The sequence below is a fragment of the Acidovorax sp. HMWF029 genome (assembly GCF_003060895.1).
In the GTDB taxonomy this organism is placed as follows: Bacteria; Pseudomonadota; Gammaproteobacteria; order Burkholderiales; family Burkholderiaceae_C; genus Acidovorax.
Window position 1 is genome coordinate 1 of record NZ_QAIH01000207.1, and the last position, 24,426, is coordinate 24,426.

A 24,426-nucleotide genomic window follows, 5' to 3' on the forward strand; every position below is an offset into this window, starting at 1 on the left:
CGGCCGGGCGGCGGCGGGCCCAACCAGGGCTGGACCGCTTTCTGGACGCGCCCACCGTTTGGCTTCCTATGGCTATTGGGCATAGTGAGCCTGGCGGTGGCGGTGGGGGTGTACCCCATCATCCGGCGCCTCACGCAGCGGCTCGAAGCACTGCAGCGCAGTGTGCAGAAGTTTGGTGAAGGCGACCTCTCCGTGCGGGTGCCAGAGCAGGGGCAGGACGAGGTGGCCGACCTGGCGCGCCAGTTCAACGCCGCCGCCGAACGGGTGGAGACGCTCGTCAAGTCGCACAAGTCGTTGCTGGCCAATGCATCGCACGAGCTGCGCTCGCCGCTCACCCGCATCCGCATGGGGCTGGAGCTGATGGGCGGCCAGCAGCCCTCGCCCGCGTTCCGCGAGGAGATCCTGCGCAACATCGCCGAGCTGGACCAGTTGGTGGACGAGATCCTGCTGGCCAGCCGCCTGGATGCGCGCGAAGCCGATGTGGGCACCGTAGAACTGGTGGACCTGATCGGCCTGGCCGCCGAGGAATGCGCCCGTGTGGACGCCGACCTGGACGTGAGCGCCAGCCCCGACACGCTGGAGGTGCGCGGCGTGGCCAAGCTGCTGCGCCGGGCCATCCGCAACCTTCTGGAGAACGCGCGCCGCTACAGCACGGGCGAGATCACGGTGGTGGTACACCGCCACCAGGGGCGTGCCGAGGTGCATGTGTGCGACCAAGGCCCGGGCGTCCCCCCCAGCCAGCGCGAGCGCATCTTCGAGCCCTTCTACCGCCTGCCGGGCGCCAGCGAACGTGCGGGAGGTGTGGGACTGGGGCTGTCGCTGGTGCGTTCTATTGCAGGGCGCCACCAGGGCACTGTGCACTGCCAGGACCGGTCGGATGGCGAGCATGGTGCCTGTTTTGTGCTGACCCTGCCACTCGTGCCTGTGGCTGCCACCGCAAGCACAAACACCCACTGACCCAGCCCGCTGGCGCCGCATGTATTCAGCGCCCAGCGCCAAGCCATGGCCGTGAACGCATCCGCCCCCAGCGCCAACACTGCCACTGCCACGGGCAATTTCTAGAAAACCCACAGGCCTTGCGTGGCCGCACGGCTCTGCATCCACAAACACGCGTGGCGGGCCCACGAACTGTCCGCAGCCATACGCCGCTGTGAGCAGGCTGGGAAAGCACCACCCGCCGAAAACGACAGCGCGGGCCTTGCTGCGGACATGCGCAGCGCCACGGCCAGCGGACGCTGCGACAGGGGCATTGCAGCTGTGGTGCATAGGCTACCGGGTTACCGGGCCACAACGAATAATTCTTTTTTGAGATATATTTTCAAAAATTCATCTTTTATCAAGAATTTCCATGGACCTTACCGCACTGGAGATTTTCCGCGCCGTGGCGCAGGAAGGCAGCGTGACCCGCGCCGCTGAGCGGCTGGGCCGCGTGCAATCGAACGTGACGACCCGCGTGCAACAGCTGGAGGAGCAACTGGGCGCCCCACTGTTCCTGCGCGAAGGCAAGCGGATGGTGCTCACCCCTGCGGGCGAATCGCTGCATGGCTATGCCGACCGCCTGCTGGCGCTGGCCGAAGAGGCCCGCCAGTCGGTGCACCCCGGCCAGCCCAGTGGCCGCCTGCGCCTGGGCGCCATGGAAAGCACTGCTGCAGCCCGCTTGCCGCAACCACTGGCACAGTTGCACGCGCAGTGGCCCGCGCTGGTGCTGGAGCTGTCCACAGCGCCCTCGCGCCAGCTGGTGGAACAGGTAGTGGACCACCGCATCGACTGCGCACTGGTCGCTTGGCCACCGCCGGGCGTTGATGCCGACGCCCCGGTGGAGCGCACCACGGTGTTCTCAGAAGCCCTGCTGCTGGCCCTGCCCGCTGACCACCCGCCGGTGTACACAGCCCAAGACCTGCAATTGGACACGCTGGCCGCATTCAGCAACGGCTGCACCTACCGCCGCATGGGCGAGTCCTTCCTGCAGGAAAAGAACGGCACGCCACCGCGTGTGCTGGAGCTGGCCTCGTACCACGCCATCCTGGCCTGCGTGGCGGCCGGGCGCTGCGCTGGCGTGGTGCCGCAGGCCGTGATCGACCTGATGCGCGAGCCCCCGGCACTGCGCTGGGTGCCCCTGGCAGCCAGCGACACGGTGCTGGTTCGTCGGCGCGGCTACCAGTCGCCAGCGCTGCAGGCCCTGCAGGCGGCCCTGTTGGCCAGCGCGCCCCGCATAGCCTGTTCCGTCATCTGACCCATCTTCACAGGAGTTGCACATGCCTTCCCCCTTCACCACCCGCCTGGGCCTCGCGCTGCCCATCATCCAGGGTCCCATGACGGGCTCCGACACGCCCGCGCTGGCAGCCGCCGTGTCCCAGGCCGGGGGCCTGGGCATGCTGGGCTGCGGCATGCGCTCGCCCGCCGCCATGGCCGAAGCCGCCGCCGAGGTGCGCCGCCGCACCGACCGGCCCTTTGGCATGAACCTGTTTGTGCAGGCCACTCCGTCCCCCGACGAGGCCACGGTGCAGGCCGCGCTGCAGCGCCTGGCGCCGTTCTATGCGGAGTTTGGCCTGGTGCCGGAGCGGCCCGCGCAGTGGTGCGAAGACTTTGGCGCGCAGTTTGAGGCCCTGGTGGCCGCACGGCCAGCAGTGTCCAGCTTTACCTTCGGCATCCTCTCTGCCGCGCAGGTGGCGCGACTGCAGTCCGCTGGCAGCACAGTGATCGGAACCGCCACCACTGTGGCCGAAGCCCGCGCCTGGGCCGCCGTGGGGGCAGATGCTGTCTGCGCCTCAGGCATGGAATCGGGCGGGCACCGGGGCACCTTCCTGTCGCCTGGCCACGACGTGCCTGCGCCGGGAGGGCCGTCGGTGGACGACTTCGAAGCCAGCATGTTGGGCACGCTGACATTGGTGCGGCAATGCGTGGACGCACTGCCGTCCATCCCCGTGATCGCAGCGGGCGGCATCATGGACGGGCGGGGCATTGCGGGCGCACTCGCCCTGGGTGCCCAGGCGGTGCAGATGGGCACGGCGTTTCTGACATGCCCCGAGTCGGGCATCGGCCCCACCTACCGCCAGGCGCTGACGCAGGCCGGCCCCACGGACACCCGCACCACACGCATCTTTTCAGGTCGGCCCGCGCGCGGCATTGTGAACAGCATGATGGACGCCCTGCGGGCGGATGAGCGCAGCGTACCGCCCTACCCCGTGCAGAACGCACTGACAGGCGCACTGCGCCGCGCCGCCACCCAGGCGGGCCGGGCCGATCATCTGTCGCTGTGGGCGGGCCAGGGCGTAGCCCAGGTGCGGCCCTTGCCAGCGGCCGAACTGATGGCGGTGCTGGCGCAGGAGCTGCAGACAGCCACCGCCTGAGGCGGCGCTATATTTTTAATAGCTACTTGCGCTTATCCATTGCGCGGAAACGGCCATTTTTATCAAAAGTCCGAGGCCGCCCCGTCAGTTCTTCCACGGCAGCTCGCGCGCCGGGCCTTGAATGACCGGGGCCTGCGCATTGAGCGTTTCGCCCGCCAGCACCCGTTCGTACATGCGCAGGTAGTTGCGCGCCATGCGCTCGGCGCCAAAGTGGTCGACCACATGCTGGTGGCAGGCACGCGGGTCAAAGTGGTTGCCCAGCACCGCCTCGGCCAGCACGGCGGCTTCGGCCGACAGCACGCCGCAGTGCACGGGCACCAGCTCAGGCAGGGCACCATAGGGGGTGGAGAACACCGGGCAGCCAAAGTACAGGCTTTCGATCACCGCCAACCCAAAGGGCTCGTGCCAGCGCACCGGAAAGATCAGCCCGCGCGAGGCGTTGAGCAGGCGGGTCTTCTGCGTGCCGCCCACCATGCCGTGAAAGTGGATCTTGCGCGACAGCGTCCAGCGAAAGCCGCGCTTGAAGTTGATGCGGTCACCGCCCAGCACGTCCAGCTCCACACCCGCCATCTTGGCCACCTTGATGGCACCACGCACGTTCTTCACGCCCCAGGCCGCCTTGCCCAGAAAGTGGTAGCGCGGGCGCGGCAATTGGAAGTCCACCGGACCGTAGCCCGACCAGTCCAGCCCGTTGTAAACGAATTCGCTGGAGCCATAGCGCGCCGCATGGTCGCGCGAGAGGAACACCGTGTTGCGCGGCAGCGGCTTGGGCTTGCGCGCGTTGCCATGTTCGGTCACGAGATAGGGTTTGGCCAGCTCGGTGCGCGGGTTGAACTGGAAATGCGTGATGTCCACGTCGGCCGGAATCTGGCCCTCCCAGGGCTCATCGGGTCGAATGGGCAGCACCTGGCCAAAGTCGCAGGTCGAGCCCTCGGGCACCAGGTAGCTCACGCGGTGGCCCTGCTGCACCAGGGTCTTACCCAGGTCCCAGATCACGCGCTCGGTGCCCCCATAGCCGTAGACGGGGATGGGGGAGTTGTTGACCAATAGGATGTGCATCGAGAAGCCTCTCGTCTCAGTTTTCCACGGTGTTGCCCGCTATCCGCAGCCCATGAGGCTGGCGCGAAGCGACTCAGGGGGGGTCGCGTCATCTCACTGCGGGCGGGGACAGCCGAGGCGCGCGCGCCGCTGGTGCAGCGCGGCCAGCACCAGGGGACACATGAACAGGTAGAACATGTTGCCGCTGTTGTGGGCCAGAAACACCTGCGTGAGACCAAAACCGATGTACGACAGCGGCAGCAGCACGCCCACCAGGCACAGCGACAGCGATTCGCGGTCCATCTTGCCTTCGGCATCGCGGATGCGCTGTGCCGTGGGCCAGAACAACGCCAACGGAATGCCGTAGAAGGCCATCAGCAGCAGCACGCCGGGCAGGCCGCGTTTGGCAAACAGATCCAGGATTTCGTTGTGTGCGTGGCCGAACTCGAGCACCACGGGGTGCGCGTGCCCAGCCGCTACGCGCCGGGCCTTTTCTTCGGCATACCCCGCCCGGCCCCAACCGGTGAGGGGGCGGTCCCAGCCCATCTGCCAAGCCAGGCCCCAGTGCGCCAGGCGCTGGCCCACCGAGCTACGGCCGTCGCCGTTCTGCTTGTAGGTCTGCACTTCCTGCCGTGCTTCATCCACCCGCAGTTCCACGGCCGGCACCTGCGACAGCGCAGCGGCCACCACCACCAGTGCAGACAGGCCCCAGTACACGCGCCGCTGCCCAGTGGTTCGCACCAGCAGCCAGGCACACAACGGAAGCAAGAGCACCAGGGCCAGCCAGCCGCCGCGCGACTGCGACAGCACCGACCCTGCCACGCCCAGCACCACGGCGCTCGCCAGCAGCAGGCGCTGCCACAGCACCCAGCGCCGCCACTGCGCCACCAGCAGCAGGCCGCTCATCACCGCAAGCAGCATGCTCAGGTTGCCGTACTGGATGGCGTTGGTGAAACCGTTGGCACGCGCAAGGCCCATGCCATAGGTCTGGTAGAGCCCCACGAGCCCGCCGCCCACGGCCCCCACGGCAATCCCCATCCACAGCCAGGCCGCCCGAGGCTGGAAGATCATCAGGTAAAAGATACAGGGCAGGGCCAGCAGGTACTTGGCCGGGCGGTCCATGCTGCCCCAACCCCAGGCAACACCCACATCCAGCATCCACAGCGCGGCCATGCAGGAAAACGCGGCCGTGAGCCACCAGGCGGCGCGCGGCGCGGGGCGGCGCCACCACACCGAGGCGCTGGTCAGCGCAGCCAGCAGCACCAAGGCTGCCCCGTACGAATACCCGGAAGGCACACACAGTGCCAGCCCCGGAACCATGAAAGCACCGATGCTCGCACTGCGTCTCCACCAGCGTTGTGCGGTCATCAACGGATCACCTTGTCGGTCAGGCTGTCACGGTCATAGTGCAGGGCTGCATAGCGAAAGAACCCCTCCAGCGCCACAAACAGGCAATACAGAAACCCGGCCCCGCCACACAGGAAACCCAGGCGGAACACGTACAGGCGCAGGAACATCGAGAGCCCCGACGCCAGGCCACGCAGCACACCTCCACGCTGGCCTTTTTCGGCGCGCTTGGCGGCGCCGAGCATCACATACTGCGTGAGCTTCTCCAGGCTACCCCGCACCGTGGTGCGCGAGTAATGCAGCAGCCGCGCCTGGATGAGTCGGCGCGGCACTGCCCCGCCGCCGGGCAGGGCATGCAGCTGGGCCTGCTCGTGCACCACCCCGGTGTACTCCTTGACCAGCGCGCGCACAAACAGGCGCTCGATCTGCGACTGCGAGCGGAAATGCTTGAGTTCGTGCCCAAAGGCCACCATGCGCCAGCGAATGGTCCACACCGCCTGTTCGCCCGAACGGACAATGGCCTGCAGCTCCTTCGCAAACGTAGGTGTCATCACCTCGTCGGCGTCGAGGAAAAACACATAGTCGCCCCGCGAATGCGCGAGCAGCCGGTTGCGCTGCACGGCAAAGCCCTGCCAGTCGGGATAGCTGTGGACTTCGGCGCCCAGGCCCTGGGCGATGGCCACGGTGTTGTCCGTGCTGCCGCTGTCCACCACCAGGAGCTGGTCGGCAAACGCGGCACTCTTCAGGCAGGCCTCAATGCGGTGCGCCTCGTTGTGGGTGAGCACCGCAACGGTCAACGTGGGCGGCGCCGATGCACCGCCGGTTCCTGCGGGCATCAATCAATGACCGTGGAAATGCTCGCCCGCCTTCAGGCGATAGACGGTTCCGCAGTAAGGGCACTTGGCCTCACCCGTGCGGGCAACGTCCAGGTACACCTTGGGGTGACTGTTCCACAGCTTCATGTCGGCCTTGGGGCTGGGGCAGAAAACGCCGCCCTGGGCGTTCAGGTCTTTGGCCAGGAGTTCAACGGTTGCTTGCGACATGTTCTTCAGACCTTGGTGAGCCAGTGGGCGTATTTGGGATTGCGGCCACCGACGATGTCGAAGAAGGCGCTCTGGATTTTTTCGGTGATCGGGCCGCGTGATCCGCTGCCCAGCTCGATCCGGTCGAGTTCGCGGATGGGGGTCACTTCAGCCGCCGTGCCCGTGAAGAAGGCCTCATCGGCGATGTAGACCTCGTCGCGTGTGATGCGCTTTTGCACAATCTCCAGGCCCAGGTCCTTGGCGATGTGGAACACCGTGTTGCGGGTGATGCCGTTGAGTGCACCGGCCGACAGGTCGGGCGTGTAGATCACGCCGTTCTTGATCACAAAGATGTTCTCGCCCGCGCCTTCGGACACAAAACCCGAGCTGTCGAGCAGCAGGGCTTCGTCGTAGCCGTCGTCCAGCGCTTCCATGTTGGCCAGGATGGAGTTGGTGTAGTTGCTCACCGCCTTGGCCTGCGTCATGGTGATGTTGACGTGGTGGCGCGTGTAGCTGCTGGTCTTGACGCGGATGCCGCGCTTGAGGCCTTCCTCGCCCAGGTAGGCACCCCAGGCCCAGGCCGCCACCATCAGGTGGATCTGGTTGCCTTTGGGCGAAACACCCAGCTTTTGCGAGCCGATCCAGGTCAATGGACGCAGATAGCAGGATTCAAGCTTGTTTTCGCGCACGACAGCCTTTTGGGCCTCGTTCACTTCTTCCTTGGTGAACGGGATCTTCATGCGCAGGATCTTGGCGCTGTTGAACAAACGGTCGGTGTGCTCCTCCAGGCGGAAGATCGCGGTGCCGTTGGCGGTGTTGTAGGCGCGCACGCCTTCGAAGGCGCCGCAGCCGTAGTGCAGGGTGTGGGTCAGCACATGGATCTTGGCGTCGCGCCAATCGACCATCTGGCCGTCCATCCAGATCTTGCCGTCACGGTCGGCCATCGAGGGAACTACGGGGCTCATGGGAATCCTTTGGTTGCTATGGGTCGCAAAACCGGGATTTTACGGGGCCGCAGCATGCAGGGAACCGCCGCCCGGGGGTGCAGTGCAGCAAACCCGCAGGTTCCGAGGAGGGATGTCATCCCGCCAGAGGCGGGGTGTCGGCATCCGCCTCTGGCCGCTCCAGCGTCCACTTCACCAGCTTGCCCCGGCGGAACTCGCAGGTCACGTGCGAGCGCGTGCCATCGGTCCAGCGGTAGATCTCCGGGTCCGCGCCTTCAGCAGACCGCAGCTCACCCAGCGCCTGGGTCATGGCCACCACATGCATCAGGTTCACTCCCTCGGCCAGCCGCGCATTGAGCATGACGGCACTGCCCACATAGCCAATCGGCCGCTTGGCCGCCTTCTTCATCACATTCACCAGCCGCGTGAAGTGCAGCAAGGCCCACATGACCAGCCCGCCGACCACGGCCGCGATACCGGCCCAGCCATAGGCATAAAAACCAAAGCCGATCAGGGACACGACCCCCAGGGGCACCAGGATATTGCGCAAATTCATAGGCTGGGATTGTCTTACGGGCTCAACGGTGTACGGCTGTGGGCATTGCTTACAGCCCGCGCACAACGTTCATGGCCTCTTCCACCCGCTCCACAGCATGGATGGTGAGCCCTTCGATGGGCTTTTTGGGCGCATTGGCCTTGGGCACCACCGCCACGCTAAAGCCCAGCTTGGCGGCCTCCTTCAGGCGCTCCTGCCCACGCGGTGCGGGCCGCACCTCGCCCGCCAACCCGACCTCGCCAAACGCCAGAAACCCCCGGGGCAACGCTTTGCCACGCAAGCTGCTGGTGATGGACAGCATCACGGCGAGGTCAGCCGCTGGTTCGCTGATGCGCACGCCTCCGACGGCGTTCACGAACACGTCCTGGTCCATGCAGGCCACGCCCGCGTGGCGGTGCAGCACGGCCAGCAGCATGGCCAGGCGATCTTTGTCCAGACCCACCGACAGACGGCGCGGACTGGGGCCGCCCGTATCGACCAGGGCCTGGATCTCCACCAGCAGCGGGCGTGTGCCCTCCAGCGTCACCATCACACAGCTGCCGGGCACGGGCTCGGAATGCTGAGAGAGGAAGATGGCGCTCGGGTTGCTCACGCCCTTGAGGCCCTTTTCGGTCATGGCGAACACGCCGATTTCGTTCACCGCGCCAAAGCGGTTCTTGATGGCGCGCACCAGGCGGAACTGGCTGTGCGTGTCGCCTTCGAAGTACAGCACCGTGTCCACCATGTGCTCCAGCACGCGCGGCCCCGCCAGGGCGCCTTCCTTGGTCACATGGCCCACCAGAATGACTGCAATGCCCGTGCCCTTGGCCATGCGCGTGAGGTGCGCTGCGCATTCGCGCACCTGGGCGACCGAGCCTGGCGCACTGGTGAGCTGGTCGGAGTAGGTGGTCTGGATGGAGTCGATGACGACCACGGCGGGTTGCGTAGCATCCACCGTGGCGAGGATTTTTTCGAGCTGGATCTCGGCCAGCAGCTGCACCTGGCTGCCCTCGATGCCCAGGCGCCGCGAGCGCAGCGCCACCTGGGCGCCACTTTCCTCGCCTGTCACGTACAGCGTGGGCAGGCCTGCGCGCTGCAGTGCGTCCATGGCCTGCAGCAGCAGGGTCGACTTGCCAATGCCCGGATCGCCGCCGATGAGCACCACGCCGCCTTCCACAATGCCGCCACCCAGCACACGGTCCAGCTCATCGATGCCGCTGGGGGTACGGGCCACGTCCTGGGCTTCGATGGCGGCCAGCGGCATCACGGGCTGCGCGTGGGCCAGGCCTGCATAGCCTTGCGGTGCGCTCAGGCGGTTTTTGCCCGGCCCGGCCTCGGCCACCTGCTCGATCAGCGTGTTCCAGGCGCCGCATGCCGGGCATTTGCCCAGCCAGCGCGGGCTGGTGCCGCCGCATTCGGTGCAGGTGAAGATGGTTTTGTCTTTGGCCATGAAAAGGGGATGGTCGGTGGGCACAGGCGCGGGTGGCCGACTATAGCGGCGCAGCCCCAGGAGTCGGCGCGCACCCTACCAAGCACCTACAGACCCCAGGCGCCGCGCCTCTACGATGGCCACCCATCCACCTGGTTCTTCTGCATCGGCAAGAATGCACGCCATGCACACACCTACCAACTCCTTCAAGCAGGCCCTGGCCAAGGGCGAGGCACAAATCGGCCTGTGGCTGGGCCTGGCCGATGCCTACACAGCAGAAATCCTCGCAGGCACCGGCTACGACTGGCTGCTGGTCGATGGGGAACACGCGCCCAACGACCTGCGCTCCATCCTGCACCAGCTGCAGGCCATTGCCAGCGCCAGCAGCGCCCTGCCACCGGGGGCCCGCGCACCCCACGCCATTGCACGGGTGCCGGTGGGCGACACCGCCCTCATCAAGCAGTACCTCGACATCGGCGCACAAACCCTGCTGGTGCCCATGGTGGACACGCCCGAGCAGGCACAGCAGCTGGTGCGCGCCACGCGCTATGCGCCCGAGGGCGTGCGTGGCATGGGCAGTGCGCTGGCGCGCTCGTCGCGCTGGCAGGCCTATCCCCGCTATGTGCACGAGGCCAACCAGCAGATTTGCCTGCTGGTGCAGGCCGAAACGGTAGAAGCGATGGCCCACCTCGATGCAATTGCCGCCACACCGGGCGTGGACGGCGTGTTCATCGGCCCGGCCGACCTGTCGGCATCGATGGGCCACCCTGGCAACCCGGGGCACCCCGATGTGCAGGCCGCCATCCACGATGGCATAACGCGCATCCTGCGTGCGGGCAAGGCGCCCGGCATCCTGGCCACCAACGAAGCGCAAGCGCGCCAGTGGCTGGCGGCCGGTGCGCTGTTTGTGGCCGTGGGCGTGGACACCATGCTGCTGGCAAGCGCTGCACAAAATCTGCTGGCGCGCTTTCGCAGCAGCGCAGAAGCCGCCGCGCCACGGCCCGCTGGCTACTGACTCCCGTCATCAGAACAACACACAAAAACAAGCAAGGATCGACAAACATGAAAGCATGTATCTACGGCGCGGGCGCCATCGGCGGCTGGCTCGGTGTGGCCCTGGCGCAGGCGGGCAACCTGGTCAGCCTGGTGGCGCGCGGCGCCACGCTGGCGGCTTTGCAGTCCGACGGCCTGCGCCTGCGGCGCCCCGACGGCACGGTGGCACAGGTGGCGGTGACGGCAGCGGCCGACCCGGCGGCCCTGGGCGTGCAGGACCTGGTCGTGGTGGCTGTCAAGGCGCCCGGCCTGCCCGAGGTGGCACGCGCCATGGAGCCGCTGATCGGGCCGGACACCGTGGTGCTCACGGCCATGAACGGCGTGCCCTGGTGGTTTTTGGACGGTTTTGGCGGCGCTGCGCAAGGCCGCGCGCTCGCATCCGTGGACGCGGGCGGCGTGATCGCCAACGCCGTCCCCACGCGCCATGTGGTGGGCAGTGTGGTGCACACCAGCTGCTCGCTGGAGGCGCCGGGTTTCGTCAAACAGCATTTCGGCAACCGCCTCATCATCGGCGAACCCGGCGGCCACCGCAGCGCACGCCTGCAGGCCCTGGCCGACACGCTGCAGCGCGGCGGCATCGACGTAGAGGTGAGCGACTGCATCCAGAAGGACATCTGGTTCAAGCTCTGGGGCAACCTCACCATGAACCCCATCAGTGCCCTCACCGGCGCCACCACCGACCGCATCCTGGACGACGACCTGGTGCGGGGTTTTGTGTCGCACGTGATGCTTGAAGCCAAGGCCATCGGCGACAAGCTGGGCCTGCCGATCGATCAACAACCCGAAGACCGCCACGCCGTCACCCGCAAGCTGGGCGCATTCAAGACCTCCATGCTGCAGGACGTGGAAGCCAACAAACCCATGGAGATCGACGCCCTGGTGGGCGCCGTGCGCGAACTGGGCCAGATCACCGCCGTGCCCACCCCGCACACCGATGCGCTGCTGGGCCTGGTGCGGCTGATGGCGCGCACACGCGGTCTGTACTGAAAAATTCGAACAAAAAAGGCCATCTGCGCGCGACCCTATTGACTTTTAAGCTACATATTTAATAGCAAACCTCCATGACCACACTCACGCTCTACTACACCCCCGGCACCTGCGCGCAGGCCGTGCGCATCGCTTTGGAAGAAGCGGGCGCCGCCTACCAACTGGTTCGGGTGGATTTCGCCGCTGGCCAGCAACGCACGCCCGAATACCTGGCGGTGAACCCCAAGGGCCGCGTGCCCGCGCTGGCCACGCTGCACGGCACGCTGACCGAAACCCCGGCGCTGCTGGCCTATGTGGCGCAGAGCTTTCCGCAAGCTCGCCTTGCGCCCACCGACGCCTATGGTTTTGCGCGCCTGCAGGAGTTCCACAGCTACCTCGCGTCCACCGTGCACATCGCCCACGCCCACCGCCCCCGTGCCAGCCGCTGGGCCGACGAGCCCGAAGCGCAGGCTGCCATGCAGCGCAAGGTGCCGCAGAACATGACCGACTGTTTCAACCTCATCGAAACCCACTACCTGCCGCAGGCGGATCAGGGCCCCTGGGTGATGGGCGAGCAATACACGGTGGCCGACGGCTACCTGTTCACCATCGGCACCTGGCTGCATAGCGACGGCGTGGAGATTGCACAGTTCCCGAAGGTGTTTGCACACACGCAGCGCATGCTGCAGCGCCCCGCCGTGCAGCGCGCACTGGCCTGAAATTTCTTTGGGGCTACACATCCACGCTGCGAGAGTGCGCGGCTTGTAAAACTGGCGCGGCACAGGCCAGGGCCGCCGCGCAAGGGCCGCCATGCTGCGTAGGCAGCGCTGCGCGTGCGTGCGCTGGCGGCGTCCCCCTTCCCGATTTGCGCAGTAATTCGAGAGAAGGGGGAAGGCACGAAGTGCCTCAGGGGGTTGTCACACTCAATTCACCTTCAGATACCGCCAGTCGATGCGGTTGTCCGCGCGGTGGATGATCTCCACCTTCTTGGTACCAGCCCACGGAATCACCTGGTTGTACAGCGGGATGTGCGACACCAGCTCATGCTCCTTGATCAGCGCCTGTTCGATCAGACCGTTGCGCGTCGCAGTGTCCGTTTCCTTCTTCACGCGCTCGACCAGGGCGTCGATCTGCGGATCAGAGAAGCGGCCTAGGTTGAAGTTGCCATCGCCCCCCGCGCCGGGCGAGCGCACCAGCGACTGCAGGCTGTAAAACGCGTCAAACGTCGGCACGCCCCAGCCCAGCAGGTAGATGCTGGCCTCGTTGCGCTGGATCATCGGGAAGTACGTGGCAAACGGCAGCGAGCGCAGCTTGGCCTTCACGCCCACCTTGGCCCAGTGCGAGGTGATGGCCTGGCACAGCTGCTCGTCATTGATGTACCGGCCTGCGCTGCAGGCAAAGTCCACCTCAAACCCGTTGGGGTAGCCCGCATCGGCCAGCAGTTTTTGAGCCGCCTTGGTGTCGTAGGGGTAGCGCACATCGGCCTTCTTGGTCCAGCCGTTGACCTGGTTGGCAATCAACGTGCCCGTGGGCTGGGCCAGGCCGCGCAGCACCACGCGCTGGATGGACTGGATATCGATCGCCTGGTACAGCGCCTTGCGCACGCGCAGGTCCTTGAGCGGGTTCTTGCCCTTCACGTCCGAGCCGGGCAGCTCGTCACGGAACTGGTCCAGCCCCAGGAAGATGGTGCGGTACTCTGGCCCTTCCAGCACCTGCAGGGTGGGCGTCTGCTTGATGCGCGCCAGGTCTTGCAGGCTGGGGTCGATCACAAAGTCCACCTCACCCGACAGCAGCGCCGCCGTGCGCGTGGCGTCGGCCTTGATGGGGGTGTAGACGATCTCGGTCAGGTTGGTGGGGTACTTGCCCTTGCCCCACCAGTTCGGGTTGGGTTCCAGCACCACGCGCTGGTCGGGCGTCCACTGCTTGAGCTGGTAGGGGCCGGTGCCCAGCGCATTGCGGTGGGCAAAGTTTTCGTCCTTGGTCTTGATGTCATTGGGCTCGACCGACTTGTTCTTTTCGGCCCAGGCTTTGCTCAGAATGCGCAGCTCGGTGAGCTGGTTCACCAACACGGGGTTGGGCAGGTCGGAGTGGATGTCGATGGTGTAGGCATCTACCTTCTCCACACGGTCAATGCCCTGGGTGTAGACAGCGAAGTTGGAGCTTTTGGCCTTGGCACGCTCCAGCGAAAACTTGGCGTCGTCGGCCGTGAACTCGCTGCCGTCGCTGAACTTCACACCCTTGCGCAAAGTCAGGCGCAACTGCGTGGGCTTGATGAGCTTCCACTCGGTGGCGAGCGACGGCTCGGGCTTGAAGGTCTTGCTGTTGTACTCGACCAGGGTGTCATACACCGCCGCGTGCATGGTGTTGTTCACACCGACGTTCTGGGCATGGATGTCCCACGACGAAATATCCACAGAACGCGACCAGCGGAAGGTCTTGGCCTGCACGGTCATCGGCAGGGCAGCTGCCACGGCGGCGGCCAGCAAAAGGGTCTTGAAACGCATGGGGGCAATCACTCCAGATCAAACAATGGTCTGACTATGGAGCAAGCCCACGTTTTACCCAACGAACTTATCTTTCTTAGCTTAGAGCCATCACAGCCGCCAAGACCATCATCGTCACTGCTGTGGCGCCATCCAGCACCCGCCAGGCCTGCGGTGACGCAAACACGGGCGCCAGCCAGCGCGAGCCAAACCCGAGTGTCACGAACCACAAGGCGCTGGCCAACGAGCCCCCAGCGGCAAAGGTGGCCCGCCCCTCCACGGGGTAGGGGCTTGCCATGGTGCCCAGTAGCACCACGGTGTCCAGGTACACGTGCGGATTCAGCCAGGTCAGCGCCAGCACTGTGAGCACGGTGGTGCGCATGCTCGCGCCTGGCCCGTTTGCGGACACCAGCAGATGAGCGGGCTTGAAGACCCGGCTGGCGGCTTGCACCGCGTAAGCGGCCAGGAAGATCGCGCCGGCCCAGCGCATGAACTGCGCCCACTCAGGCCGCGCCAGCAGCACGCCGCCCATGCCCCACACGCCCGCCTGCAGCAGCACCGCATCGGAGAGCGCGCATACCAGCACCACCGGCAGCACATGCTCGCGCCGCAGCCCCTGGCGCAGCACAAACGCGTTTTGCGCGCCGATGGCCATGATGAGCATGGCGGTGGAAGTGAAACCGTGAACGAGTGCAGTGGAGACCATGGGCACGGATTCTGGCCAAGGCAATTCGTTGACGCCAGCTATACTTTTTAACTATCCGTCAGAATAGCTAACCATCCATGCGCCTCGACTCCGCCCAGCTCAACGCCTTTGCCACCGTGATCGACGAGGGCAACTTCGAGCGCGCGGCTGCCGTTCTGCATGTCACGCGCTCGGCGGTCTCACAGCGCATCAAACTGCTGGAGGAGCACGTGGGCCAGGTGCTGGTGCGCCGCGCCACACCCTGCACGCCCACCGAGGCCGGTCAGGCGCTGTACCGCCACGCGCGCGAGGTAGCCCTGAGCGAGGCCGACGCGCTGGCCACCATTGGTGGCGGGCAACACACCTCCACGCGGCTGGCGATTGGTGTGAATGCCGACTCGCTGGCGACCTGGTTCCCCCACGCCATGGCGCAGGCGACCGTGGGGCAGGCCATCACCTTCGATATCCATGTGGAGGACCAGGACCACTCGGCCAACCTGCTGCGCGAAGGCCGCGTGATGGCCGCCGTGACGGCCGACCCGCAGCCCGTGCAGGGCTGCCAGGTGTTGCCATTGGGTACGCTGCGCTACCGCGCCCTGGCCAGCCCCGCCTTTATCCAGCGCCACTTTGCGCAAGGCGTGAACGCCACGACGCTCGCTCAGGCACCCATGCTGGTGTTCAACCGCAAGGATGCACTGCAGTCGCGTTTCGTGGGCCGCATCACGCGCCGCAAGCTGGCCCCGCCCGTGCACTGGCTGCCCGAGGCACATGCCTTCGTCAAAGCCACGCGCGCAAGCCTGGGGTGGGGCATGACACCTGACCCGCTGGTGGAGGACGATCTGAAAACCGGCACGCTGGTCGAACTGATTGCGGGCAAGCCCGTGGATGTGCCGCTTTACTGGCAGTGCTGGCGCCTGAACGTGCAGGCGCTGCAGCACATGACGCAGGCGGTGCAACAGGCGGCGGCGCTGACGCTGCTGCGTTAAGGATGTCCTGCATAACCCTCGCGCGTCGGTGGTAGTGCGGATCGGGACAGGCCGCAAGGCGTCTTTTTGCAGCCAATAGCCCGGCTATTGGCAAGAAAAGCAACGCAGCGAACTGCCCGAGGCCGCGCTATCACAGACCGCAGGGAGTTATGCAGGACATCCTTAAGGCAAGACAGGCGCGTCGACAGCGCAAGCTTCGACTACGCAACGCTGGCCAGGTCTTCATGGTGGTCAGCCACGCCGCGCTTCCAGTAGGCAGAGATGCGCATGCGTTTGGCGTCCACACCCGGCTTGGCCAGCATGGCGCGGCGCACGGCGGCCATTTCGCTGTGTTCGCCTGCTGCCCAGACAAACCCCGCGCCAGGTGGCAGCGCCAAGGTTTCGACGGCGGCAGACAGCGCGCTTACCCACTGCAAACTCACCTGTGCAGCGCTGGCCAGCACACGCTGGTCGGCGGGGTTGCGCAGCTGGATGCGCACGGTGGCCACCGCGCTGGCGGGCAGCTCGGCCAAGCGGCGGGCGATGGCGGGCAGCGCGGTTTCATCGCCCAGCAGCCAGTGCCAGTCAAACCCGGTGGGCACCACCATGCTGCCGCGCGGCCCGGCAATTCCCACCCACTGGCCGACGGTGGCACTGGCGGCCCAGTCGGTGGCAGGGCCTGCGTCGTGCAGGGCGACCTCGATGTCCAGCTCGCCCGTTTGTGCGTCAAACCGGGCGGGGGTGTAGTCGCGCAGCACCGGGCGGGGGCCGTCAAATACCGGGCGGCCATCCTGCAGCGTAGGGAGTGTGGGGCGTTCCTGGCCCGGCTGAGGCAGCAGGAGCTTGAGGTGGTCGTCGAAACCGGCGCTCACAAACCCCGCCAGTTCGGGGCCCGCCAGGGTCAGCCGCACAAAACCGGGGCTGACCTGGGTGCGGCGCACCACCCGCAGGTGGCGAGCATGGAGCGGGTGGCGTATGCGCTCGATGACCAAAGGGTTGTCCGCGGGGGGATGGGCAAAGGGAAGAGGCACGCTCATGATTTAAAATGTTGACTTGATCAACCAAATCATCCATCTATTGGTTGATTTTGTCAACCACATGTAGCCATGCCCCCCCACGCGCCCCCCGATATCTTTGAAGCCATGCACGACCTGCTGCATGCCTACCGGGCGCACATGGCACGCGCCATGGCCACCATCCACCCCGACCTGACGCCCAACGAAGTGCGGGCCCTGATGTTTGTGGGCCGCCACCCCGGCACCACCCAGAAGGAACTGGTGGCCCACAGCGGTGCCGACAAGGCCCAGGTGGCGCGCATGGTGAGCCTGCTGCAGGACAAGGGTTGGCTGCAGAGCGAGCCCAACGCCGATGACAAACGCAGCCGTTGCCTGCGCCTGAGCCCCCAGGGCGCGGGCCTGCACCAGGCGCTGCGCGATGCGCGCCGGGGGCTGGCGGCATCGGTGCTGCAGGGCTGCGACCCGGCTACCGCGCCCCAGCTGCTGGCCCTGCTGGCGCAGGTGCGCGGCAACCTGGATGCGCTGGGCACACCGGGCGCCTGCACCACACCGGGCGAACAAAAAAATCAAACAAAATCAGGCCCCTGCGCCTGATGGGTATCACTTTTCAGCTACAAATTAGATAGCCAACCCTCATCCCCGCCCCTGCAGGGCCCGCACAGCTTCGGGCAACGACTGGACATGGGGCAGAAAGTGGTCCAGCGTAGCGCCCAGCACCACGGCGCAGACCAGCGCGCCCAAGAGCGGCTTCCAGGTCAGGCGCACAGCGGCGCTGAGCCAGCCTTCGCGCTCCACACCCACGGTGGCACGTGCCGTGGCCACCGAGAAGGCGATCTCCACCGCCACGGTGAGCAGCACATCCCAACCAAAAAACAGCATGGCCAGCGAGCCAGCGCCAAAAATCAGCGCAGCGCCGATGAGGAAAATCGCTACCACGGGCACCACCACCACGGCGCCTTCGTCTGCACTGCCTATGGCATCGGCCGCGCCTCCCGCCAGGCCGCCCAGCGTGCTGGACTCGCTGGCAGAACTGAAGCCCTCACGGGGCAGGGCCTGTGCCCAGCTGCCGCCAAAGTCGCCCGAGGCACCACCGCCACCAAAATCCCCGCTGCCCGCACGCGGCAGGGGCACCTGGCCACCGCCACCGCCCGAAGGCCCGTTGCCGGGCCAGGACAGATCGGACAGGTCCACGCTGGCATCACCCCCGTCACCCCCACCACCATCGCGCCGCACCAGCCGCGCGGCCCACACCCGCAGCACCAGCAGATACCCCAGGTAGCCCACCGACAGCGTGACCAGGTAACGCAACGTCAGCGAGTCCACGCCCAGCAGCATCTGCGCGTGCGAGGTGCCCCACATGAGCAGCAGCGTGAAGCTGCCGATCAGCAGTCCGTGCCAGCGCAAGCTGTAGCGCTGCTGCAGGCTGCGCGCCACCACGCCGTGGTGCGGCATGCGCACCGAGCGCCAGGTGGAGCTGCTTTTTTTTGTGGAGCTGGAAGGGTTGCTGCGGGGTGTGGACATGGCAAGAGTGCGATGCGCAAGGTGGCAAACAGACTGCGCCATTTCACACCAGTTTCAGGCTGTCACAGCACGCAGGCTGCATCCGTTGTGCGAACTTCTGCGGGAACAGCAGGGGCAGAGAGGGGGAATTTCAGGCCATGCCGTCCACCACCACCGGCACGCGCTGGGCCAGCGCGCACATCAACTCGTAGCCCACGGTGCCTGCGGCCTGCGCCACTTCGTCGATGGGCAGCACAGTGCCATTGCTGGCCTGGCCCCACAACGTGACCTCGGTGCCAAAACCTGCTGCCACACCGGCCTGCTGCAGGGGTGTGAGGTCCACGGTCACCATGTCCATGCTCACCCTCCCCACAAGGCGCGTGCGCACGCCGTTCACCAGCACCGGGGTGCCCGTGTCGCAATGGCGCGGGTAGCCGTCGGCATATCCACAGGCGGCGATGCCAATGGTGAGCGGGCCGTCGGCCGTGAAGCGCGAGCCATAACCCACCGTGTCGCCCGCCTGCAGTTGCTGTGTGGCAATGAGACGGGTGGACAGGGTCATGGTGGGCAACAGGCCCCAGTGGCCGGCGTTGTGCTCAGGAAAGTCGGGGGCACTGCCATACACCACGATACCTGCACGCACCCAGTCGGCGCGCACGCCCGCATCCTGCGCGTGGCGCAGCGTGGCGGCGCTGTTGCTCAGGCTGCGCTCGCCGGGCAGGTCCTGCGCGGCGGCGGTGAAGGCCGCCATCTGATGCGCAATGCCACGCGGGCCGTCAGCATCGCTGAAGTGGGTCATGAACGATATCTCGTCCACCTGCGGCAGCGCGTTGAGCCGGGCCCAGGCGGCGCGGTAGCGCCCAGGGGTGAAGCCCAGGCGGTTCATGCCCGAGTTCATCTTGAGGAACACCCGGTGTGGCACCTGCGTCTTGTGCGCGGCCAGCATGTCGATCTGCTCATCGCAGTGCACCGCATGCCACAGACCCAGGCGCGAGCACAGCTCCAGGTCGCGCGACTCAAACACGCCTTCAAGCAGCAGGATGGGCCCGCGCCAGCCCAGGTGGCGCACGCGCTCGGCCTCGGCCAGGTCCAGCAGCGCAAAACCGTCGGCCCCGCGCAGGCCCTCGAACACGCGCTCGATGCCATGGCCATAGGCGTTGGCCTTGACCACCGCCCACACCTTGGCGTCGGGCACCGACTGACGCACGCGCTCCAGATTGTTGTGCAAGGCGGCGGTGTGGATCGTGGCAGTGATGGGACGGGGCATGGCAAGAACCAGTTGGGACGGGGGAATCTACCGGGGAATACCTGCAGGATTCTGGCACTGCAGCCGTTTATCCGCGTGATATAACCGCCTGTCCCCTGCTACGGTTACTCACAATTAACAGTGCATCAGCCCAACTGATGCACCCACCAGCCATTCGATGAAGCGCGGTTTCTACACCATCATGTCGGCGCAGTTTTTCAGCTCGCTGGCCGACAACGCACTTTTCGTGGCCGCCGTGGAACTCCTGCGCGCAGAGGGTGCCCCCGAATGGCAGCGCGCCGCCCTGGTGCCCATGTTTGCCCTGTTTTATGTGGTGCTGGCGCCCTTCGTGGGTGCTTTTGCCGATGCACTGCCCAAGGGCAAGGTGATGTTCATCAGCAATGCCATCAAGGTGGTGGGTTGCCTGATGATGCTGTTCGGCTCCCACCCGCTCATTGCCTACGCGGTAGTGGGCCTGGGCGCGGCGGCCTACTCGCCCGCCAAGTACGGCATCCTCACCGAGCTTCTTCCAGCATCGCAACTGGTCAAGGCCAACGGCTGGATCGAGGGGCTCACGATTGCCTCCATCATCCTGGGCGTGCTGCTGGGCGGCCAGCTGGTGGGGCAGCACATGTCGGCCATGCTGCTGCACATCGACATCCCGATGATCAACACCGGCGTGGACACGCCCGCCGAGTCAGCCATTGCCGCGCTGATCGTGGTGTATGCCGTGGCCGCCTGGTTCAACACACGCATCCCCCACACCGGCGTGGAAATGCGCCCTATGCGTTCCGACCCTTCGCGCAGCGCCATCTCCAATACGCTGAGCCTGCTGCCCGACTTCTGGGCCTGCAACAGCCGCCTGTGGCGCGACAAGCTGGGCCAGATCTCGCTGTCCACCACCACGCTGTTCTGGGGGGCGGGTGGCAACCTCAAATTCATCGTGCTGGCCTGGGCCGCCGTGGCGCTGGGCTACAACACCACGCAGGCCTCAGCCCTCACCGGCGTGGTGGCCATCGGCACGGCCGTGGGCGCTGTGGTGGCCTCGATGCGCATGCGCCTGGACATGGCCACCAAGGTCATCCCGCTGGGCATTGCCATGGGGCTGCTGCTGATCCTCATGGTGTTCATCAGCAACATCTGGGTGGCCATCCCCTTCCTCATCATCCTGGGGGGTCTGGGTGGCTACCTGGTCGTGCCCATGAACGCGCTGCTGCAGCACCGGGGCCACAACCTGATGGGTGCGGGCCGCTCGATCGCCGTGCAGAACTTCAACGAGCAGGCCTGCATCCTGGCGCTGGGCGCGTTCTACAGCCTGTCACTCAAGTTCGGGCTGTCGGTGTTCGGCGCCATCACGGCCTTCGGGCTGGTGGTGGCGGGCGTGATGTGGCTGATCCAGCGCTGGCACCAGAACAACTGCGTACAGCACCGCGAAGAGGTGGAGCACCTGCTGCACATTGCGCGGCACGACACACATCACTGAGAAGCCCCCTGAGGCGCTGCGCGCCTTCCCCCTCTCTCGCTGCGCAGGAGGGGGACGCACCCGGTGGCCTGGCAGAGCCAGTTCCACGGGTGCGCTGGCAGGGCGGTGTGCCAGTTTCTGGCGCTGCGCCATTCACTATTATTTTCATAGCTATCAGCCCTTATCTATAGCGCGGTAACGGCCATTTTTCCTTCAATGCAATCGCCCCTGCCCTTCGCCGCCCTGCTGTTCAACGCCTTTGTCTGGGGGCTGGCGTGGTGGCCATTCCAGCACATGCACCAGGCGGGGCTGCACCCCTTGTGGGCCACGGCGTTCATGTATGCGGTGGTGCTGCTGGCGCTGCTGGCCTGGCGACCCACACTTTGGGCCCAGGTGCGCCAGCACCCCGAACTGTGGCTGCTGGCGCTGGCCTCGGGCCTGAACAATGCGGCCTTCAACTGGGCAGTGACCATTGGCGATGTGGTGCGCGTGATCCTGCTGTTCTATCTGATGCCCGCCTGGGCCGTGCTGCTGGCCTGGAAGGTGCTGGGCGAGCGCCCCACCCCGGCGGCGCTGCTGCGCCTGGGGCTGGCCTTCAGCGGCGTGGTGCTGGTGTTGCTGCCCGAAGGCGCACCCGCATCGCGCCTGCTGCAGAACCTGTCGCTGGCCGACGGCTTGGCGCTGCTGGGCGGCTTCATGTTTGCGCTCACTAACGTCACACTGCGCCGCCTGCACGCCGTGCCGGGGCCCGCGCGCATGTTCTCGATGTTTGGCGGCTGCATGCTGATGGCGCTTGCCGTGGCGGGGATCGGGCTGCAGATGGGTGTGGTCGAGCCCTTTCCCGCAGCCAACGCCACCTGGGTCGTCACCGGGCTGCTTCTGGCGGGCGTGCTCATGCTGGGCAACTGGGCGCTGCAATTTGGCGCGGCGCGGCTGGCGGCCGGTACGACGGCGCTGGTGATGCTGTCGGAGGTGATGTTCGCCAGCGTGTCCTCGGCCCTGCTGGGCGCTTCCACCCTGAGCACACGCACCGTGCTGGGCGGTGCACTGATCCTTGTGGCCTCGCTGCTGGCGGCGCTGCAGTTCCGCCGCCCCGGTGCCACGGGTCATTGAGCGATACGCGCGCACGCTTCGACAGCACAGGCTACGATGACCCGCCATCGCAACCCGGAGTACCCGCATGCCCACCAGCATCTACGACTTTGAAGCCCAGCAGATCAACGGCCAGAGCGTGCCCCTGCGCCAGTACGAGGGCAAGGTACTGCTCATCGTCAACACCGCCAGCGCCTGCGGCTTCACCCCCCAGTTCGGCGGGCTGGAAGAGCTGCACAAGGAATATGCCGACAAAGGCCTCGTCGTGCTGGGCTTCCCCTGCAACCAGTTCGGCGCCCAGGACCCCGGCGGCAACGACGAGATCGCCAGCTTCTGCCAGCTCAACTACGGCGTGAGCTTTCCGATGATGGCCAAGATCGACGTGAACGGCGCCAACGCATCCCCCCTGTACAAATGGCTCACCGCCGAGGCCCCGGGCCTGCTGGGCAGCAAGGCCATCAAGTGGAACTTCACCAAGTTCCTGGTCGGCAAGGACGGCCACGTGATCCGCCGCTATGCGCCGCAGGATGCGCCGAAGAAACTGGCGGGGGATATTGAGGCGGCGCTAGCTTGAGCCAGCAACCCCGGTCGGTGCGGACAGCGCCGCCCATTGCGCCGTGCCATCGCACGCGGTGGCGGGCTTGTCAGGTCTCATCATGCTCCGAACACATGCCCGGCGTTACCAATTGATGCGCCATGTAGGCATTTGTGAAAGCTGAATCAAGCAGTTGCCAACAGGCACGTTGACGTCAAAACAGCAGAAAACTCCAGCGACACTCGGCGTCGTTTCAGAGTGGCACAGACCACTCGGCCGCATCTTCTGCTGTTTGGGAGGCCTCTCTTCATGTCTGCTTTCGCTGGATGGCGAGCGTGCGTTGCCGCTGCGTCACTTCTTGCATCCGCCTGCGCTGCTTACGCCCATGACTTTGTGAACATCTCGCCGGCCGCGTGCTTGCCGGTGGAGCGCAGCGTGGGTCTGCCTGCCGACATGGAGCCCTACCGTGCCGCAGTGCGTATTTGCGCCATCGCACAGCAGCCCTCGTCCATGGCTACGCCAGTTGCTGCCAAGGTACGACTGCTCAGCGTGTTCACCGACGACCACTACAAAACCCTGCCCGCTGATGCACCGTGGCGCGACTTTCCTCTGCCCATGCTCATTGACGCAACGGGCCGCTGCCTGGGCCGCATCCCGCACCTCTTCCCAATCGATCCCCCGCAGGAGTTGACCATCAGCGCCGGGCGCTGGCAGCGCAGTGTCCCGCACGAGTTGCGCCTGAAGGTGCAGTCCCCTGCCGTGGGCGGCGACTCCACGCTGCCCAGCCTGCACTGGAATCCTCGCAAGGGGACCTACACCCCCAAGAACACCAACCCTTCACAGGACAAAACCTCGTGCCCACAGACGTAGCAGAAACCGCGCAGTCCGTCAGCAAGCTCAAGCAGGCTTGCGATGCTGCCTATGCGCTGTACCCCAACTCATGCAGCCATGCCGTATGGCATGTGATCAAGCAGTACCTGCCCAACCAGGCATGGATGAGCGCCAACGCACTGGTCGAGCACATGCGCGGGCAGGCGCACTGGAAGATCGTCCCGGCAGGACAGGTGGGCCGCCTGGCGCGCGAAGGAGCACTGGTCGTGGGTGGCAAGTCCGAGGCCACCAACGGACACGTGATCGTTGTCTACCCAGGGCCCGACACCACGGCGGGTGGCTACAGCTACACCCGCGAAGGCAAGGCAGAGACCCTGCGCACGCGGGGCAGCTACGCACCGGCGATGTCCACTTCGTTGGGCTCGTGGCCAGGCGCCAAAAGCCGGGGGGACAAAACCATCTGGGACCCCTGGGCCAACGACACCAAATTCGCGCAGGTCACCTTCTGGCAGCTGGTGCAATAGCCGACAGGGCCGCTTTGCGGTTCTGCCACTGCCACACGGCACCCAGTCTCGCCATCGCTCTACTGTGGCGAGATTTGCGCCACAAAGGTGACGCCTCCACCAGCCGCCATCTGGCTGGTCGCGAAATGTGTCCCGCCGGTCGCAAGCCGCCGCGCCATTGACTCTCTGAGGGCATGCGCACCGGTTGGCAAAGACTCGCTGCTCAGTTCCACGCGCCAAGAGTCGTCGTTTCAGCACACGTGTTTTCCATCACTATTGTTCTACCCCAAGGGATGTCCATGCTCTTTCACACACGCTTCGCCCCCGTTGGTTTGCTGACCGCCGCCGCACTGCTGCTTGCAGGCTGTGCCGACACTCCGACCCAGCCGCCCGAGCCCGAAGTGGCTGCCGCGCCCGCCCCCGT

General features: G+C 66.0%; 25 protein-coding genes. 13 read left to right on the forward strand and 12 right to left on the reverse strand.

The window, feature by feature from the left end:
* From DBR12_RS14395 to DBR12_RS14405, 3 genes are all read left to right on the forward strand, one after another.
* Positions 1-957 (forward strand): ATP-binding protein (locus tag DBR12_RS14395; RefSeq protein ID WP_108617888.1); only part of this gene is annotated, 957 nt, incomplete at its 5' end.
* A gap of 391 nt (positions 958-1,348) precedes the next feature.
* A complete protein-coding gene (locus DBR12_RS14400) occupies positions 1,349-2,233 on the forward strand; it encodes a LysR family transcriptional regulator (protein ID WP_108617889.1) in 885 nt (294 codons plus the stop codon).
* Between the two features lie 22 nt (positions 2,234-2,255).
* On the forward strand, positions 2,256-3,350 hold the full coding sequence (locus tag DBR12_RS14405; RefSeq protein WP_108617890.1) for a nitronate monooxygenase family protein: 1,095 nt from the start codon (positions 2,256-2,258) through the stop codon (positions 3,348-3,350).
* 84 nt (positions 3,351-3,434) lie between these two features.
* Here DBR12_RS14405 and DBR12_RS14410 read toward each other — a convergent pair whose 3' ends face one another.
* From DBR12_RS14410 to radA, 7 genes are all read right to left on the reverse strand, one after another.
* Complete coding sequence (locus tag DBR12_RS14410; RefSeq protein ID WP_108617891.1) at positions 3,435-4,409, reverse strand: glycosyltransferase; 975 nt, start codon at positions 4,407-4,409, stop codon at positions 3,435-3,437.
* Positions 4,410-4,502: 93 nt separating this feature from the next.
* Positions 4,503-5,756, reverse strand: a complete 1,254-nt coding sequence (locus tag DBR12_RS14415; protein WP_108617892.1) for an O-antigen ligase — start codon at positions 5,754-5,756, stop codon at positions 4,503-4,505.
* The gene (locus DBR12_RS14420) at positions 5,756-6,571 is read right to left on the reverse strand and encodes a glycosyltransferase family 2 protein (RefSeq protein WP_108617893.1); all 816 of its coding nucleotides are present in this window, start codon (positions 6,569-6,571) and stop codon (positions 5,756-5,758) included. The genes DBR12_RS14415 and DBR12_RS14420 overlap by 1 nt, the downstream gene beginning before the upstream one ends.
* A gap of 3 nt (positions 6,572-6,574) precedes the next feature.
* Positions 6,575-6,778 (reverse strand): zinc-finger domain-containing protein, encoded by a 204-nt coding sequence (locus tag DBR12_RS14425; RefSeq protein WP_108617894.1) that lies wholly within the window; start codon positions 6,776-6,778, stop codon positions 6,575-6,577.
* 5 nt (positions 6,779-6,783) lie between these two features.
* The gene (locus tag DBR12_RS14430; RefSeq protein ID WP_108617895.1) at positions 6,784-7,722 is read right to left on the reverse strand and encodes a branched-chain amino acid transaminase; all 939 of its coding nucleotides are present in this window, start codon (positions 7,720-7,722) and stop codon (positions 6,784-6,786) included.
* Positions 7,723-7,837: 115 nt separating this feature from the next.
* Complete coding sequence (locus tag DBR12_RS14435; RefSeq protein WP_108617896.1) at positions 7,838-8,257, reverse strand: glycerate kinase; 420 nt, start codon at positions 8,255-8,257, stop codon at positions 7,838-7,840.
* Between the two features lie 49 nt (positions 8,258-8,306).
* Positions 8,307-9,686, reverse strand: a complete 1,380-nt coding sequence (gene radA / locus DBR12_RS14440; protein WP_108617897.1) for a DNA repair protein RadA — start codon at positions 9,684-9,686, stop codon at positions 8,307-8,309.
* A 163-nt stretch (positions 9,687-9,849) separates the two neighbouring features.
* Here radA and DBR12_RS14445 point away from each other — a divergent pair, with 163 nt between their 5' ends.
* The 3 genes from DBR12_RS14445 (at position 9,850) to DBR12_RS14455 (ending at position 12,403) form a co-directional block, all read left to right on the forward strand.
* Positions 9,850-10,680 carry an aldolase/citrate lyase family protein gene (locus DBR12_RS14445; RefSeq protein ID WP_108617912.1) on the forward strand — a complete coding sequence of 277 codons (831 nt, stop codon included), beginning with the start codon at positions 9,850-9,852 and terminating at the stop codon, positions 10,678-10,680.
* Between the two features lie 47 nt (positions 10,681-10,727).
* The gene (locus DBR12_RS14450) at positions 10,728-11,705 is read left to right on the forward strand and encodes a 2-dehydropantoate 2-reductase (RefSeq protein WP_108617898.1); all 978 of its coding nucleotides are present in this window, start codon (positions 10,728-10,730) and stop codon (positions 11,703-11,705) included.
* A 74-nt stretch (positions 11,706-11,779) separates the two neighbouring features.
* Positions 11,780-12,403: a glutathione S-transferase family protein gene (locus DBR12_RS14455; RefSeq protein WP_108617899.1), complete on the forward strand. Its 624-nt coding sequence runs from the start codon at positions 11,780-11,782 to the stop codon at positions 12,401-12,403.
* 204 nt (positions 12,404-12,607) lie between these two features.
* On the opposite strand, the gene DBR12_RS14460 is transcribed toward DBR12_RS14455, so the two are convergent.
* Both DBR12_RS14460 and DBR12_RS14465 read right to left on the reverse strand, forming a co-directional pair.
* The gene (locus tag DBR12_RS14460; protein ID WP_108617900.1) at positions 12,608-14,188 is read right to left on the reverse strand and encodes an ABC transporter substrate-binding protein; all 1,581 of its coding nucleotides are present in this window, start codon (positions 14,186-14,188) and stop codon (positions 12,608-12,610) included.
* Between the two features lie 76 nt (positions 14,189-14,264).
* On the reverse strand, positions 14,265-14,873 hold the full coding sequence (locus DBR12_RS14465) for a LysE/ArgO family amino acid transporter (protein WP_108617901.1): 609 nt from the start codon (positions 14,871-14,873) through the stop codon (positions 14,265-14,267).
* Positions 14,874-14,950: 77 nt separating this feature from the next.
* Between DBR12_RS14465 and DBR12_RS14470 the strand changes: the two genes are divergently transcribed.
* Complete coding sequence (locus DBR12_RS14470) at positions 14,951-15,838, forward strand: LysR family transcriptional regulator ArgP (RefSeq protein ID WP_108617902.1); 888 nt, start codon at positions 14,951-14,953, stop codon at positions 15,836-15,838.
* Positions 15,839-16,038: 200 nt separating this feature from the next.
* Here DBR12_RS14470 and DBR12_RS14475 read toward each other — a convergent pair whose 3' ends face one another.
* Complete coding sequence (locus tag DBR12_RS14475; RefSeq protein ID WP_108617903.1) at positions 16,039-16,854, reverse strand: siderophore-interacting protein; 816 nt, start codon at positions 16,852-16,854, stop codon at positions 16,039-16,041.
* Between the two features lie 69 nt (positions 16,855-16,923).
* Between DBR12_RS14475 and DBR12_RS14480 the strand changes: the two genes are divergently transcribed.
* Positions 16,924-17,427: a MarR family winged helix-turn-helix transcriptional regulator gene (locus DBR12_RS14480; RefSeq protein WP_108617904.1), complete on the forward strand. Its 504-nt coding sequence runs from the start codon at positions 16,924-16,926 to the stop codon at positions 17,425-17,427.
* Between the two features lie 39 nt (positions 17,428-17,466).
* Here DBR12_RS14480 and DBR12_RS14485 read toward each other — a convergent pair whose 3' ends face one another.
* Together DBR12_RS14485 and alr are read right to left on the reverse strand one after the other, a co-directional pair.
* Complete coding sequence (locus DBR12_RS14485; RefSeq protein WP_108617905.1) at positions 17,467-18,354, reverse strand: hypothetical protein; 888 nt, start codon at positions 18,352-18,354, stop codon at positions 17,467-17,469.
* 130 nt (positions 18,355-18,484) lie between these two features.
* Entirely contained in the window at positions 18,485-19,600 is a 1,116-nt protein-coding gene (gene alr, locus DBR12_RS14490; protein ID WP_108617906.1) for an alanine racemase, read from the reverse strand.
* 157 nt (positions 19,601-19,757) lie between these two features.
* On the opposite strand from alr, the gene lplT reads away from it, so the two are divergent.
* The 5 genes from lplT to DBR12_RS14515 all read left to right on the forward strand — a co-directional run bounded on the left by lplT (position 19,758) and on the right by DBR12_RS14515 (position 24,023).
* On the forward strand, positions 19,758-21,062 hold the full coding sequence (gene lplT, locus DBR12_RS14495) for a lysophospholipid transporter LplT (RefSeq protein ID WP_108617907.1): 1,305 nt from the start codon (positions 19,758-19,760) through the stop codon (positions 21,060-21,062).
* Positions 21,063-21,257: 195 nt separating this feature from the next.
* Positions 21,258-22,154, forward strand: a complete 897-nt coding sequence (locus DBR12_RS14500; RefSeq protein WP_108617908.1) for a DMT family transporter — start codon at positions 21,258-21,260, stop codon at positions 22,152-22,154.
* Between the two features lie 67 nt (positions 22,155-22,221).
* Positions 22,222-22,707 carry a glutathione peroxidase gene (locus DBR12_RS14505; RefSeq protein ID WP_108617909.1) on the forward strand — a complete coding sequence of 162 codons (486 nt, stop codon included), beginning with the start codon at positions 22,222-22,224 and terminating at the stop codon, positions 22,705-22,707.
* Positions 22,708-23,061: 354 nt separating this feature from the next.
* Positions 23,062-23,538: a hypothetical protein gene (locus tag DBR12_RS14510; protein WP_108617910.1), complete on the forward strand. Its 477-nt coding sequence runs from the start codon at positions 23,062-23,064 to the stop codon at positions 23,536-23,538.
* Complete coding sequence (locus DBR12_RS14515) at positions 23,523-24,023, forward strand: hypothetical protein (protein WP_108617911.1); 501 nt, start codon at positions 23,523-23,525, stop codon at positions 24,021-24,023. The genes DBR12_RS14510 and DBR12_RS14515 overlap by 16 nt, the downstream gene beginning before the upstream one ends.
* Positions 24,024-24,426 lie beyond the last annotated feature (403 nt).

Bases quoted from the DNA above. Each gene is read 5' to 3' on its own strand.
- DBR12_RS14450 (WP_108617898.1), top strand. From the start codon at position 10,728: ATGAAAGCATGTATCTACGGCGCGGGCGCCATCGGCGGCTGGCTCGGT.
- DBR12_RS14415 (WP_108617892.1), bottom strand. From the start codon at position 5,756: ATGACCGCACAACGCTGGTGGAGACGCAGTGCGAGCATCGGTGCTTTC.
- DBR12_RS14430 (WP_108617895.1), bottom strand. From the start codon at position 7,722: ATGAGCCCCGTAGTTCCCTCGATGGCCGACCGTGACGGCAAGATCTGG.
- DBR12_RS14460 (WP_108617900.1), bottom strand. From the start codon at position 14,188: ATGCGTTTCAAGACCCTTTTGCTGGCCGCCGCCGTGGCAGCTGCCCTG.
- DBR12_RS14480 (WP_108617904.1), top strand. From the start codon at position 16,924: ATGCCCCCCCACGCGCCCCCCGATATCTTTGAAGCCATGCACGACCTG.
- DBR12_RS14445 (WP_108617912.1), top strand. From the start codon at position 9,850: ATGCACACACCTACCAACTCCTTCAAGCAGGCCCTGGCCAAGGGCGAG.
- DBR12_RS14500 (WP_108617908.1), top strand. From the start codon at position 21,258: ATGCAATCGCCCCTGCCCTTCGCCGCCCTGCTGTTCAACGCCTTTGTC.
- DBR12_RS14505 (WP_108617909.1), top strand. From the start codon at position 22,222: ATGCCCACCAGCATCTACGACTTTGAAGCCCAGCAGATCAACGGCCAG.
- lplT (WP_108617907.1), top strand. From the start codon at position 19,758: ATGAAGCGCGGTTTCTACACCATCATGTCGGCGCAGTTTTTCAGCTCG.
- DBR12_RS14420 (WP_108617893.1), bottom strand. From the start codon at position 6,571: ATGCCCGCAGGAACCGGCGGTGCATCGGCGCCGCCCACGTTGACCGTT.
- DBR12_RS14470 (WP_108617902.1), top strand. From the start codon at position 14,951: ATGCGCCTCGACTCCGCCCAGCTCAACGCCTTTGCCACCGTGATCGAC.
- DBR12_RS14465 (WP_108617901.1), bottom strand. From the start codon at position 14,873: ATGGTCTCCACTGCACTCGTTCACGGTTTCACTTCCACCGCCATGCTC.
- DBR12_RS14400 (WP_108617889.1), top strand. From the start codon at position 1,349: ATGGACCTTACCGCACTGGAGATTTTCCGCGCCGTGGCGCAGGAAGGC.
- DBR12_RS14485 (WP_108617905.1), bottom strand. From the start codon at position 18,354: ATGTCCACACCCCGCAGCAACCCTTCCAGCTCCACAAAAAAAAGCAGC.
- DBR12_RS14410 (WP_108617891.1), bottom strand. From the start codon at position 4,409: ATGCACATCCTATTGGTCAACAACTCCCCCATCCCCGTCTACGGCTAT.
- DBR12_RS14475 (WP_108617903.1), bottom strand. From the start codon at position 16,854: ATGAGCGTGCCTCTTCCCTTTGCCCATCCCCCCGCGGACAACCCTTTG.
- alr (WP_108617906.1), bottom strand. From the start codon at position 19,600: ATGCCCCGTCCCATCACTGCCACGATCCACACCGCCGCCTTGCACAAC.
- DBR12_RS14455 (WP_108617899.1), top strand. From the start codon at position 11,780: ATGACCACACTCACGCTCTACTACACCCCCGGCACCTGCGCGCAGGCC.
- DBR12_RS14435 (WP_108617896.1), bottom strand. From the start codon at position 8,257: ATGAATTTGCGCAATATCCTGGTGCCCCTGGGGGTCGTGTCCCTGATC.
- DBR12_RS14425 (WP_108617894.1), bottom strand. From the start codon at position 6,778: ATGTCGCAAGCAACCGTTGAACTCCTGGCCAAAGACCTGAACGCCCAG.
- DBR12_RS14405 (WP_108617890.1), top strand. From the start codon at position 2,256: ATGCCTTCCCCCTTCACCACCCGCCTGGGCCTCGCGCTGCCCATCATC.
- radA (WP_108617897.1), bottom strand. From the start codon at position 9,686: ATGGCCAAAGACAAAACCATCTTCACCTGCACCGAATGCGGCGGCACC.